The sequence below is a fragment of the Paenalcaligenes sp. genome, from assembly GCF_030152715.1.
GTDB lineage: Bacteria > Pseudomonadota > Gammaproteobacteria > Burkholderiales > Burkholderiaceae_B > Paenalcaligenes > Paenalcaligenes hermetiae.
The window spans coordinates 1-12929 of record NZ_JASLIX010000041.1 but is presented as its reverse complement, the minus strand read 5'-3'; the positions used below and the strand labels follow the sequence as shown (position 1 = coordinate 12929).

At 48.8% G+C, this 12929-nt stretch carries 14 protein-coding genes; 13 read left to right on the top strand and 1 reads right to left on the bottom strand.

The features are described from left to right. The 12 genes from Q1V74_RS03235 to Q1V74_RS03180 form a co-directional block, all read left to right on the top strand. Window positions 1–203: HPr family phosphocarrier protein (locus Q1V74_RS03235; protein WP_300647035.1), on the top strand; the 203-nt coding region annotated here is incomplete at its 5' end. Next, entirely contained in the window at window positions 204–1958 is a 1755-nt protein-coding gene (gene ptsP, locus Q1V74_RS03230; protein ID WP_300647034.1) for a phosphoenolpyruvate--protein phosphotransferase, read from the top strand. A 261-nt stretch (window positions 1959–2219) separates the two neighbouring features. Further along, window positions 2220–2753: a hypothetical protein gene (locus Q1V74_RS03225; protein ID WP_300647033.1), complete on the top strand. Its 534-nt coding sequence runs from the start codon at window positions 2220–2222 to the stop codon at window positions 2751–2753. 89 nt (window positions 2754–2842) lie between these two features. Then, complete coding sequence (locus Q1V74_RS03220) at window positions 2843–3118, top strand: accessory factor UbiK family protein (protein WP_300647032.1); 276 nt, start codon at window positions 2843–2845, stop codon at window positions 3116–3118. An 87-nt stretch (window positions 3119–3205) separates the two neighbouring features. Further along, window positions 3206–4750: a YifB family Mg chelatase-like AAA ATPase gene (locus Q1V74_RS03215; protein ID WP_300647031.1), complete on the top strand. Its 1545-nt coding sequence runs from the start codon at window positions 3206–3208 to the stop codon at window positions 4748–4750. A 155-nt stretch (window positions 4751–4905) separates the two neighbouring features. Next, entirely contained in the window at window positions 4906–5103 is a 198-nt protein-coding gene (rpmI, locus tag Q1V74_RS03210; protein WP_260648818.1) for a 50S ribosomal protein L35, read from the top strand. Between the two features lie 14 nt (window positions 5104–5117). Beyond that, window positions 5118–5477 (top strand): 50S ribosomal protein L20, encoded by a 360-nt coding sequence (rplT, locus tag Q1V74_RS03205; RefSeq protein WP_260648817.1) that lies wholly within the window; start codon window positions 5118–5120, stop codon window positions 5475–5477. 76 nt (window positions 5478–5553) lie between these two features. Then, on the top strand, window positions 5554–6576 hold the full coding sequence (gene pheS, locus Q1V74_RS03200; RefSeq protein ID WP_260648816.1) for a phenylalanine--tRNA ligase subunit alpha: 1023 nt from the start codon (window positions 5554–5556) through the stop codon (window positions 6574–6576). A 21-nt stretch (window positions 6577–6597) separates the two neighbouring features. Then, complete coding sequence (gene pheT / locus Q1V74_RS03195; RefSeq protein ID WP_300647029.1) at window positions 6598–9003, top strand: phenylalanine--tRNA ligase subunit beta; 2406 nt, start codon at window positions 6598–6600, stop codon at window positions 9001–9003. A 9-nt stretch (window positions 9004–9012) separates the two neighbouring features. Further along, entirely contained in the window at window positions 9013–9321 is a 309-nt protein-coding gene (locus Q1V74_RS03190; RefSeq protein ID WP_260648962.1) for an integration host factor subunit alpha, read from the top strand. 57 nt (window positions 9322–9378) lie between these two features. Next, entirely contained in the window at window positions 9379–9759 is a 381-nt protein-coding gene (locus Q1V74_RS03185) for a MerR family transcriptional regulator (RefSeq protein WP_260648814.1), read from the top strand. A gap of 47 nt (window positions 9760–9806) precedes the next feature. Continuing rightward, the gene (locus Q1V74_RS03180) at window positions 9807–10619 is read left to right on the top strand and encodes a ferritin-like domain-containing protein (protein ID WP_300647028.1); all 813 of its coding nucleotides are present in this window, start codon (window positions 9807–9809) and stop codon (window positions 10617–10619) included. Here the strand turns inward: Q1V74_RS03180 and Q1V74_RS03175 are convergent. Beyond that, window positions 10616–12118: an anti-sigma factor gene (locus Q1V74_RS03175; protein ID WP_300647026.1), complete on the bottom strand. Its 1503-nt coding sequence runs from the start codon at window positions 12116–12118 to the stop codon at window positions 10616–10618. The two genes, Q1V74_RS03180 and Q1V74_RS03175, sit on opposite strands and share 4 nt — an antisense overlap. Window positions 12119–12262: 144 nt before the next feature. Here Q1V74_RS03175 and Q1V74_RS03170 point away from each other — a divergent pair, with 144 nt between their 5' ends. Next, on the top strand, window positions 12263–12751 hold the full coding sequence (locus Q1V74_RS03170; protein ID WP_300647025.1) for an SUF system Fe-S cluster assembly regulator: 489 nt from the start codon (window positions 12263–12265) through the stop codon (window positions 12749–12751). The last annotated feature ends 178 nt before the right edge of the window (window positions 12752–12929 follow it).

The following is a 12929-nucleotide window of genomic DNA, read 5'->3' as shown; positions in this document are numbered from 1 at the left end:
CTCAATTAGCAAGCCAATTTCAAAGTGCTGTTCATATTGCACGTGGGGCTCAGCGTGTTAATGCAAAAAGCATTATGGGGGTGATGATGCTGGCGGCAGGGTTGGGGGTGACCGTGACCGTGGACGCAGAGGGCGATGATGCAGAGCAGGCTCTAACACAGATCGAGCAGCTCTTTGCGGATAAATTTGGTGAGGAAAGCTAAATGAGCGAAGCCGCGCTGCCATCCAACGCGATGTTTTGCTTAATGGGGCAGGGTGTAGTCCAAGGCTACGCAATTGGCAAGGCAGCAGTAATGGGTGCTGCCGCCTTAGAGGTTGCTCATTATTATATTGAAGCCGATCAGGTGCAAACCGAGTCAGATCGGCTTTATGCAGCAATGGACCAAGCTCAGCAGGATTTGGCGGTGATAGCTCAACAGCTGCCTGCTGATGCACCGCGAGAGATTGCGCCAGTGCTCGAGGTGCACCGTTTATTGCTGGCTGACCCGATGCTGCGACAACAAAGCGCACAGCTCATCGCTGACAGACTCTATAACGCCGAGTGGGCGCTAGCGACCCAAGGGCAGCAAATTATCGCGCAGTTTGAACAAATCGAAGACCCCTATTTACGTGAGCGTAGCGCAGATGTGCGTCAAGTTATTGAGCGAGTGCTTTTGATTCTTAATGGTAAAGCACCCCATGCACATAGTTTGCCGGTGCAAACAGACCCGACCGACTCGGGTTTGATCGTTGTTGCCCGTGACATTTCCCCTGGGGATATGTTGCGTTTGCGTAAAGTACGTTTTTCTGCTTTTTTAACGGATTTAGGTGGTCCTACCTCGCATACCGCCATTGTTGCTCGTAGCATGAATATTCCTGCCGTGGTGGGCTTGGGGGATGTTCGTCGCTTAGTCAAAGATGGCGATATGCTGATTGTGGATGGCTTTAAGGGTATTGTCATCGTTAATCCAGCCGAAACGATTTTGCAGCAGTATCGTCAGCTACAAGCAGAGCATTTACGTCAAGAGGCGCAGCTTTCTCAGTTGCGTGATACGCCCGCCATGACGGTTGATGGCATTCGCATCCACCTTGAAGCAAATATTGAGCTTCCTTCCGAGGCTCAAGCCGCTTTTGATATCGGAGCCGATGGCATAGGCTTGTTTCGCAGTGAGTTCTTGTTTATGGGGCGCAAAGATTTGCCTTCAGAAAACGAGCAGTTTGAAGCCTATGCTCGTGTAGTGCAAACGATGCAAGGGCGCCCCGTAACCATACGTACTTTAGATATTGGGGCAGATAAAACACTGGATGGAGAGCAGACCGTAGCCACGAACCCGGCTTTGGGCTTACGCGCTATTCGTTATTGCTTGGCGCATCCCGAGCTGTTTCAAACACAGCTACGCGCCTTATTGCGTGCATCTCAGTTTGGTTTGGTGCGTATTCTTATCCCCATGATTTCTACCATGGAAGAAGTACATGCCGTGCGACAAGCCTTGGATAAAGCGGAGCAAAGCCTAATAGCCGATGGCGTGCCTTATGCAAAACAGATTCAATTAGGGGCGATGGTAGAGGCGCCCGCTATTGCCATAGCGATAGAACCATTTGCGCAACATCTTGATTTTTTATCCATTGGTACCAATGATTTAATTCAGTACGTGATGGCGGTAGATAGGGCAGATGCAGATGTTGCCGACTTGTATGATCCTATGCACCCAGCTGTATTGCGTTTAATCGCGCATACTATTAATCGTGCCGAGGTTTACGGTAAGCCCGTTTCCGTGTGTGGTGAGATGGCAGGTGATGTGCGTTTAACACGTATGCTGCTTGGCTTAGGCTTACGTTGTTTTTCTATGCCAGCGGCGCAGATTCCTCGTGTAAAGCAAGAAATACTCAGTTCACACTCGGCAGCTCTGCGCCTTAAGGTAGCGACGGCCTTAAATCGTGCTGAGCGGATTGATCTGCATAAACTTCTTGAAAAATAAGTATTAACCCCTATTTTTATGTAACAAAAGCTGTGTCTGTCGTTGCAATTGTAACACTCAGCGCGCTGCTTTTTTAGACAGGTTTTGTGTATCTTGTTGATAATTAAGGGGTATTTTTGAAGGGTTTGTGTTTTTCAAAAAAAAGATGACATTGAGCTTTACACTACTTTGCTTGCTCGCAGGAGCGGACTGAGTAGAATGTAATTGTAACAAGGGGGCTGGGTACAGCTTCTCAATAATATCTTTAGAAAAAGGATTGATATGAATAAGACTCGTATTACATTAGCTGCTTTGGTTGTGTCTTCTGTAGCATTATTAACCGCTTGCTCGGATAATGATGACAAAGTTGCTGCGCCTGCAGGGTCTCCTGCCGCCACGGCACCTTCTGCACCCGTAGCACCATCTGCGGAAACCGAGGCAAAGATCGAATCCGCTAAAGAAAGTGCTATTGCCAAAGAAAAGGAAGTAGAAGCTGATCTAAAGTCAGGTGAGGAAGCGGCAAAGGCCAAAGCCGAAGCGGAAGAGGCAAAAGCCAAGGCCGAAGCTGAAAAGTTAAAAGCCGAGGCAGCAGAAAAGACAGATGAAGCCAAGTCCAAAGCAGAAGAAGCTAAGGATAAAGCAGCCGAAGCCGCAAAAGATGCTAAAGAGGCAGCATCTAAAGCTGCCACAGCTACAGGCGATGCAATTAAAGACGCTGCCGCTAAAGCCGATAGCGCTATTCAGGGTGCTGTAGGTAATGGTGTACAGTCACCACGTAACGAAGAGTTGCCTGCTGTACAACAAGCAAAACCTTAATCGCTGTGTTTGCTTGATATCAAAAAAGCCGCCCTTGAGGCGGCTTTTTTAGCTTAAACTAGCCTTAATACTTTATGAAAGGATAGATTATGAACACTCGTAATGATTTTTTTAGCCAGCTTCAACAAAATCTTTCAGATTTGATTGCTAATAGTCCCGCGGCAGATCTAGAAAAAAATGTCAAAGCTTTTATGGGGCAAACTTTTAACCGCATGGATCTATTGACGCGTGATGAGTTTGATTCACAAGTAGCGGTGTTAGAGCGTGCTCTAGCCCGTGTAGCAGCATTAGAGCAGCGGGTACAAGAGCTTGAGGCGCAGCTTGGTCAGAAAAGCAGTACGGATGAAAAACCTGCCGAATCGTAGTAATACGGAAGGCTCATAGGGTCTAGCCAGGGCGCATACGACTATTAGAATGCGGCATACTCCTTTAGTACGATAAAGGAGATCCCAATGAGTTTAGCTGTTTTGGCCAGCGGTACCCTGATTGGCCTAGAGATGATAGCAGTACGGGTAGAGGTACATATTGCTCCCGGCTTGCCTAGCTTTCAAGTAGTGGGGTTACCGGATGCGGGGGTGCGAGAAAGCCGCGAGCGCGTGCGCTCAGCCATTGTAAGCAGTGGTTTTGACTTTCCTGCTGCGCGCATCACTGTGAACTTAGCGCCAGCAGATGTGCCCAAAGAATCGGGGCGGTTTGATCTGCCTATAGCGCTCGGGGTGCTGTTGGCATCAGGGCAAATCAGTGATGCAACGGCTGTGTCAGGGGAACGTTTGCCAGTGGCAGTACAAGATTTTGTCTTTGCCGGCGAGCTATCTTTAACAGGGGCCGTTGTGCCAAGTGGAGCAGCCCTGGCTTTTGCGCTTGGGGTGCAGCGTCATTATGCTGAGCGCATTCTTTTTTACCCGTGGTTGTCAGCAAAACAAGCGGCACATATACCACAATTAAAGGTTGTAGGGGTTTCTACGTTAACAGAGACTGTGGCCTTATTATCAGGGCAGCAAACTATGCAGTTTGCTCAGCCTGCTCCTATGACAGAGCGCGCAGCGTCTACCTCATGCTTATGCATGTCCGAGGTCTATGGCCAGCAGCAGGCCCGTTTTGCTTTAGAGCTAGCGGCAAGCGGTGGGCATAGCCTATTAATGTCAGGGCCACCAGGTGTTGGTAAAAGTATGTTGGCGCAGCGCTTGCCCACCTTATTACCCCCGTTGCGCACGCAACAGCAACTAGAAGTGGCAGTATTAAAACAGCTTAGTGGTAATGCAACTGATGGCTTGTTCACTGAGCAACCGCCTTTTAGGGCGCCTCATCATTCTTGTACGATGGCAGCAATGGTGGGGGGCGGTCGTCAGCTGCGTCCCGGAGAGGTCACCTTAGCGCATCATGGGGTGTTGTTTATGGATGAGCTGCCCGAGTTTGATCGACGTGTTCTTGAGTCTCTAAGAGAGCCATTGGAAACCGGAGAGGTGGTCATTTCTCGAGCAAATCAGCGCGGTTGTTTCCCAGCACGCTTCCAGTTGATTGCAGCCATGAACCCATGCCCTTGTGGATATTTTGGGCATCCAAAAATAGCATGTCGTTGCACACCAGAAAAAATCGATCGTTACCGTGCAAAGCTTTCTGGGCCTTTACTGGATCGGATTGACTTATATTTGGTGCTGCCTTTTGAAGAGACTTTTCCTACGTCGCACGTTGCAGTTGAAGACTCATTCACGATACGGCAGCGGGTACAACGCTGCCAGCAGCGACAATATCAACGGCAGGGCATGCTAAATGCGTCCTTACAGGGCGAGGCATTGGATCGCTATGCGGCGTTACAGCCCGAGGCATTACAGCTGATGGAAAATGCAATGCGTAAATGGGCCTGGTCAGTACGGGTGGTGCAACGCTTGCGTCGTGTGGCGCGTACTATTGCCGATATGCAGCAATCAGAGCATATTACCGCCGAGCACGTGGCTTTGGCGATGCAGTTCCGTGATCAATCTGGTCTAAAATACTAATTTTTATAGACAAATTCTTTTTTTGCTTTTATAATTTTTCTTTTATTTGGCTAGTATTGGCTTCAAATAAAAAATCAATAAGTGTCTAAAGGGTTAAAAAGAGCAGCTTTAGTTTGGCTGCCACCTATAGTCACAACTTTATTTTGAGTGTTCTTATGCCTAAAATGAAAACAAAGCGTGGCGCAGCCAAACGCTTTAACGTACGTGGCAGTGGTTCCATCAAGCGTGGTCAGGCCTTTAAGCGCCACATCTTGACGAAAAAAACCACTAAAAACAAACGTCAGTTACGCGGTACTGTTGCAGTACATGCCGCAGACGTAGCATCCGTAAAACAGATGCTTCCTTTTGCTTGATTGGAGTGTAATACATGTCACGCGTAAAACGTGGGGCCAATGCCCGTGCCCGTCACAAAAAAGTTCTAGCCGAAGCCAAAGGCTTTCGTGGTCGTCGCAGTACCGTCTACCGCGTAGCTAAACAAGCGGTAATGAAAGCCGGTCAGTATGCATATCGTGACCGTCGTAATCGCAAGCGTGTATTCCGCGCTTTGTGGATCACACGTATTAATGCGGCTTGCCGTGAGCTAGACTTAACGTATAGCCAGTTCATTGCCGGCTTAAACAAAGCCAACATTGAACTTGATCGTAAAGTGCTCGCCGATATGGCTGTTAACGACAAAGCAGGTTTTGCTGCCGTAGTAGCACAAGCCAAATCCGCTTTAGCCGCTTAATCGCACAATTCGATTCTGTATATGTACAAACGGGCTCTTTATAGGGCCCGTTTGTTTTTGGAAATAGACATTGACCATGACACTACCGGCCGACGAGATGATTCAACGCGCACAGACTCTTTTTGCCGAGGCTGTGGATGCTGCTGCTTTAGAAAATGCTAAAGCGACTTTTTTAGGTAAACAGGGCGAGATCACTGCTCTTATGAAGGGGTTAGCTAAATTGCCCCCCGAGGAAAAGCGCACACAAGGCGCGGCAATCAATCAACTGAAGCGCCAAATCGAAGCACTGCTTAATGCGCGTCGTGCCGAGCTGGCTCAAGCCGAGCTGAATCAGCGCTTGGCTTCAGAAACTATTGATGTGACCTTACCAGGGCGTGGTCGCTCTGTGGGGGGGATCCATCCTGTAATCCGGACATGGCAGCGGGTCGAAGCGATTTTTCGCTCTATTGGTTTCGAGGTCGCAGATGGCCCCGAAATTGAAAACGACTGGACTAACTTTACTGCTTTAAACAATCCTGAAAATCACCCTGCACGCTCTATGCAAGACACATTTTATGTGGATATGCAGGACGAGGATGGACTGCCGTTTTTATTGCGCACGCATACCAGCCCTATGCAGGTTCGTTATGCTCGTATGCATCAACCACCCATTAAAGTGATTGCGCCTGGGCGTACTTATCGGGTTGATAGCGATGCCACGCACTCGCCTATGTTCCACCAGGTCGAGGGCTTATGGATTGCCGAGGACATTTCTTTTGCAGACTTAAAAGGCGTTTACACTCATTTTTTACGTGCGTTTTTTGAAACGGACGACTTGGTTGTGCGCTTTCGCCCCTCGTTTTTCCCGTTTACCGAGCCATCTGCTGAAATCGATATGATGTTTAGTTCGGGTCCTAATAAAGGCAAATGGTTAGAGATTTCTGGCTCTGGTCAGGTGCATCCAGATGTGGTGCGTAATTTTGGCTTAGATCCCGAGAAATATATGGGCTTTGCTTTTGGTTCGGGGCTGGAGCGTTTAACCATGTTGCGTTATGGTGTTAACGATTTGCGTCAGTTCTTTGAAGGCGATTTACGCTTTTTGAAGCAGTTCAATTCTTAATTTTAGCTCGGTCTATTACTCATGTTTGTTTCTGAATCTTGGTTACGTACTTTAGTTAATCCTGCATTGGATTCTGATACGCTTTGTCATCGCTTAACCATGGCTGGGCTAGAGGTCGAAGAATCCGTTACGGCAGCGCCGGCATTTAGTGGGGTGGTAGTAGCAGAAATCACTGCTATAGAACCACATCCTGATGCGGATCGTTTGCGTGTTTGTCAGGTCAATACCGGTACAGACACGGTACAAATTGTATGTGGGGCACCGAATGCGCGTCAGGGTCTAAAAGCTCCTTTAGCTCAGCTAGGCGCGGTGTTGCCGGGTGATTTTAAAATTGGTAAAGCCAAAATGCGGGGCGTGGAGTCCTTTGGGATGCTATGTTCAGCTAAAGAGCTAGGCATTACCGAGGACTCCGATGGGCTCTTGGAGCTACCAGCTGATGCTCCTGTAGGCACCGATATTCGCGAATACCTAGACTTAGATGATCATATTATTGAAATCAAAATGACCCCAAACCGAGCTGACTGCTTGTCCATGCTTGGGGTGGCGCGTGAGGTAGCAGCATTAACGGGCGATACGTTAAATCTGCCTTCTTTTGAGCCAGTGCCTGTTACGATTGATGATCGTTTGCCGGTCACAATTTCGGCACCGGATTTATGTGGGCGGTTTGCTGGGCGCATAGTAAAAGGTATTAATGCGGCAGCGCAAACGCCTGATTGGATGGTTCAGCGTTTAGAGCGTGCTGGACAGCGTTCGGTTTCTGTGTTGGTGGATATTTCTAACTATGTGATGTTAGAGCTTGGTCGTCCGACTCATGTTTTTGATTTGGCAAAAATTGCCTCGGGGCTCGAGGTTCGTTGGGCAAAAGCAGGGGAAAAACTCACCCTGTTAAGCGGTAAAGAGGTAGAACTGCATGAGCAGGTAGGGGTGATTGCAGCCAATGGCGTTCCACAAAGCTTAGCCGGTATTATGGGTGGGGAAGACAGTGCTGTTGATCCCGCCACCACGCAAGATATTTACATAGAGGCCGCATTCTGGTGGCCAGAGGCCATTATGGGCCGTGCGCGTCAGTTCAAGTTCCACTCCGAGGCGAGCCATCGTTTTGAGCGCGGTGTAGATTATGAGCACGTGGTAGAGCACTTAGAGCGTATGACGCAGCTAGTCTTGTCCATTTGTGGGGGGCAAGCCGGTCCAATTGATGATCAAAAAATTAATGTGCCAGAGCCCCATCAGGTTTCTATGCGGCTGGCGCGCTGCCGCCGTGTTTTGGGTATTCCCGTCACCGAAGAAGAAGTAACCCAGATTTTTACACGTTTGGGATTTGAGTTTACGGTGGCAGATCAAGTGTTTACGGTAACGTCGCCTTCGTACCGATTTGATTTGCGTATCGAAGAGGATCTGATCGAAGAGGTTGCACGCATTTATGGCTTTGAGCGTATTCCCGATCAAGCGCCTGTTGCTGCTGCAAATATTGTGGTTGAAACAGAAACCCATAAAGGACCTCATCGTCTCCGTGCGCAGATTGCTGCTTTAGATTACCAAGAGGTCATTAATTTTTCCTTTGTCGAAGAGGCATGGGAAAAGCAATATGCTGGCAATGAAGACCCGATTCGCTTGCTGAATCCGATAGCGAGCCAATTGGCGGTGATGCGTTCATCCTTATTGGGTGGGCTGTTAGCTAATATTGAGCATAATGCACGTCATCGTCAATCGCGTGTACGGGTTTTTGAGCTAGGCAAAGTCTTTATGCGTGATGCTTCGGTTAAAGACGGGGATTTGACCGTGGCGGGGGTACATCAGCCCATGCGTTTAGCTGCTGCCGCTTGGGGGCCTGTGTATCCAGAACAGTGGGGGACAAAAACACGCCAGGTGGACTTTTTTGATGTGAAGTCCGATATAGAGAATCTGTTTGGTGTGCGTGCCGCGCAGTTGCGTTTTGTGGCCGCTGAGCACCCAGCGTTACACCCTGGTCGTAGTGCGCGTATTGAACTAGATGAGCGCGTTGTGGGTTGGTTAGGGGAATTACACCCCTTATGGTTGCAACAGCTTGATATTCAAACAGCCCCTGTGCTATTTGAGCTCGATGCAGAGGTACTGATGAATGTGCCGATGCCTGCTCCGCAACGGCAGTCCCGTCAGCCTGTCGTGCAGCGCGACTTGGCTTTTTGGCTAAGTACGACAGTCAGCTATCAAGATATTGTGGATACGCTGCAGCGTACCATTGCCGCGGATACCGAATTAACCATTGTGAAACAGTTCCGTTTGTTCGATGTATGGAAAGCCGATGCACAAGCCGCTGAACAAAGTCTGGCAATGCGTTTCTGGCTACAAGATAGTGAGAGCACCTTAGAGGACGAACGGGTAGAGAAAGCGATGCATAAACTGCTGGTTGCTCTTGAGCAGGCGCATCAAATTCGTCAACGGGCTTAATGTGTCATGATGATGAAAATAGATAAAACGTTGACCAAAGCGGAGTTAACCGATTTTATTTTTGAACAAGTCGGCCTCAATAAGCGTGAAGCCAAAGAGCTAGTGGATGCATTTTTTGCAGAAATTAGCGCGGCGCTAGAGCGGGGAGAGGAAGTCAAGCTATCCGGTTTTGGTAACTTTCAGGTACGAGATAAATCTTCTCGTCCTGGGCGTAACCCAAAAACCGGGGAGCCGATTCCCATTTCTGCGCGTCGGGTGGTGACTTTCCATGCCAGTCAAAAACTGAAGTCAGCGGTAGAAAATACCGGCCTTGAGTAAAGGTTATGGATTGAGCACAAAATGCGCTTATACTAATAAGCACAAAGGATCAACGAAATGAATGCTATGGAAAATCAAAACCTACCACCCATTCCGGCAAAACGCTACTTTACCATTGGCGAGGTCAGCGAGCTGTGTGATGTTAAGCCCCATGTGTTGCGTTACTGGGAGCAAGAGTTCACCCAGTTACGCCCCATGAAGCGCCGTGGTAATCGCCGTTATTATCAGCACCACGAGGTCTTGCTGATCCGTCGTATCCGCCACTTGCTCTACGAAGAGGGGTTCACGATTGGTGGAGCGCGTAATCGCCTAGGGGGCACAGGTGCTATTGAGCCAGATGCCGCTGCAGCGGTGCGCTTATCGGGTGCAGAGCTTCAAAGCATCCGTCAGGATTTACTAGCAGTAAGAAATATTTTAGATAAAGCCTTGGCGCAATAGCCCTTAGGCTGCTTCAACAAGTCCGGCATCGTCCGGACTTTTTTACTATGGAATACGATTACTTACGTGAGCATGCATTGCATGCTTTATTGATCAGTGACCCTAAAACTAAAGCAACTTACATTAAACAGCTGCACCAGCAGGGACCATGGCAGGTAGGGGCAGATTTAGCGATTCAAGAACCAAGTCAGGGGATACCTGGCCGCCCACAAAAGCCGGACATTGTGCCCCCGCAGCAGGTGAAACAGCGTTCACTGAATACCCCAGAGGGCCGCGCTACGCTTTTACATGCTTTAGCCCATATTGAGTTTAATGCCATTAATTTGGCTTTAGACATTATTTGGCGTTATGCCGATATGCCTGATGCTTTTTATGGGGATTGGTTATGCGTGGCTTACGAAGAAGTACTGCATTTTGAGTTGTTAAATCAACGCTTAAAGACCATGGGGTATGTCTATGGTGACTTTCCGGCGCACGATGGCTTATGGGATATGGCGGAGCGAACCAAGCATGACTTGGTGGCACGCCTTGCTTTGGTACCACGTACCTTAGAGGCCAGAGGGCTAGATGCCTGTCCGGTGGTTAGAGCGAAGCTTGCACAAGCGGGCGACGAGGATTCGGCTGCGATTTTGGATATTATTTTGCGTGATGAAGTAGGTCATGTGGCCTTGGGCAATAAATGGTATCACTGGATATGTTTACAAAAAGACCTGGATGCGGTGTTGTTATATCCGGATTTAGCGGAGCAATACCGAGCGCCCCGCTTACGTGGTCCTTTTAATTTGCCCGCGCGTCGTGCCGCAGGTTTTCAGCCCGAAGAGCTCGATTACCTAGAAAAACAAGCCCAGCTTAAAAATTAAGTGGTGGGCGCTTCCTGAACGGGGGCTTGGTATTCACCAAAATTAACCACTCTTCCGATAAACAACACAGCGCTAGAGGGTTCAGCCGAGCCCTCTTTGGGCTCTATCGTCATTTCAAAGATTTGCCCCACATGTACTTGACCAATAATTTCTGCTGGAATAGTGACGGGTTGATTCGGGTTGATTAAACCCAATGAGCGAATTTCTGTGCTGCTGGGTTCTTGGGTCCATAATTGTACAGACTGATCCGGGTGGAGATCGGTGCGGACTTGAGGGGCAAGCAAAACATGACCTTCGGGATCAACGCTAAGCACCCAGCCCGGGGTAGAGGTCTGCCCTGGGGCTTGAAGCACGGCTCCGGCGCGTGGGCTCATCTGTACCATTTGGACGGTGGGGCTTTTTGGGGTAAGTAACCAAGCAAGTGCAGCAAGAAGGACGAAAAAAGCAACAATAAGCCAGATATAGTGTGGCCTCCAAGTAAAACGCGCTCTTTTTGTTTGATCAGGAGAGGGGGCTGCTGGCGTTGATGGAATAGAAGTATCCGTAGCCAAAGGCTGCGCTGTAGCCTGAGTTTTATCTGGCTGGTCGCTATTTGTAGAAGCAGGAGGGGTAGAGCTGCTGGGCGCAGAAGGGGTGGCTTTGACGGTGGTGGGGGTATCAAAGCGTGTGGTGGCCGGCTTTTGTAAAATGGCCTGTAGGCTTGCGCTTGGCTGTTGAGGGCGGGGGACAGGAGCCTTAACGGGGGTAGGCGTGCTGATTGGCAGCCCAAGCTCTTGAAAGAGACGTTGTTGTATACGAGGGTTGGGCTCAATAGGGGTAAGACAGGCGGTTAACGCACAGAAAATGCCTTCCCACTGAATGAGGTCTTTAGCGGCATTAGAATCAGCACTAAGAAGTTGTTGAGCAGGTAGAGCGGCGTGTGCATCCCGTAATAAACCAAGGCAATATATTCCCAAAAGTGCTACTTCGTCATTGATGGGACGGTGCCAACCTGAATAATGCGGCGCCAAGGCCAATAGCGCGTCGTGAATTTGTTTTTGAGTGTGGCTAATGCTGCTATGGCATTCCTTAGCGATTTCAGCAAAGCTATAACCATGTAGATAGGCTAGGCCTATCATTTTGCGTGATTTTTCATCCAGGTACTGAAAAGGCAGCAAGTCCTTAGGGGCTTGCGCAGGAATAAAGAGGCTGTTTTTGACCTTTATAAAAGGGCTTAGTGTTGGGCTTTGTTTAAGACGTTGCTGCGCCCGAAAGCGTAAAATACTGTACATCCACGCTTTAGCTGAACCCATGTCAGGTGCATAGGCATTAGCATGCCGCCAAATAAGGGCAAAACTTTCTCGAGTTAATTCTTCGGCGTCAGTGGTGCGTTGTAAAAGACTTGTGCCTAATGCTAAAAAAGCCGGGGCTTCTTTTTCATAGAGTTGCTCGAGTGCTGCACTTTTTTCTTGTGCACATTGTGCTAATAAGGTCTGATAGGATACAGATTGCTCAGCCATAAGCTCGCCAAAAGAGGTTAAACAAAAAAACTATTGTATGGGCGAGCGCCCGTTTGATGCAGTAACAGAATGCAGCATTCTATTTGACGTATATAGTACCAAAGCGGTACTATATAGGTATAGTTAGTAAAAACCGAGACGAATATGCTGCGAATTAGCAAAATCATCGATTATGGCACCTTGGTGCTGACCCACATGGGCAACGAGCCAGACCGAGTTTTTAGTGCTTCGGAGCTTGCCACTGTGTTGGGTTTGGGCCAACCTACCGTAAGCAAAGTATTAAAGTTACTTTGCCAAGACGAGCTGGTCGTAAGCACACGTGGCGCGCGCGGTGGCTATGCCCTAGCCAGACCGGCGGATCAAATAAACATCGCTCAAATTATTGATGCCTTGGATGATCAGCCCTTTGGTTTAACCGAGTGCGTTGCCCACCCCGGAGCCTGTTCGGTAGAACAAGATTGCCATCTACGTAGCAATTGGCAGCGTATCAATGATATTGTACGCCGAACGCTAGAAGATGTCAGCGTTGCTGACATGCTTCGCCCTAATAACGAATACCCTTTGAAGCAATCCGACGGATTTGTGACTACATCAAGACGTCAGAACAGCACTTCCACAGCGGAGTTATCTTAATGAGTACTGTTAATGAACACCTCGACACGTTCTTGGATCGTGACTATGAGGCTGGGTTTATTACCGAGATTGAATCGATTACGATTCCTAAAGGCCTAAGCGAAGACACCATTCGACGTATTTCGGCTATTAAACAAGAGCCTGAGTTTATGTTGGAGTGGCGTTTAGCCGCCTACCG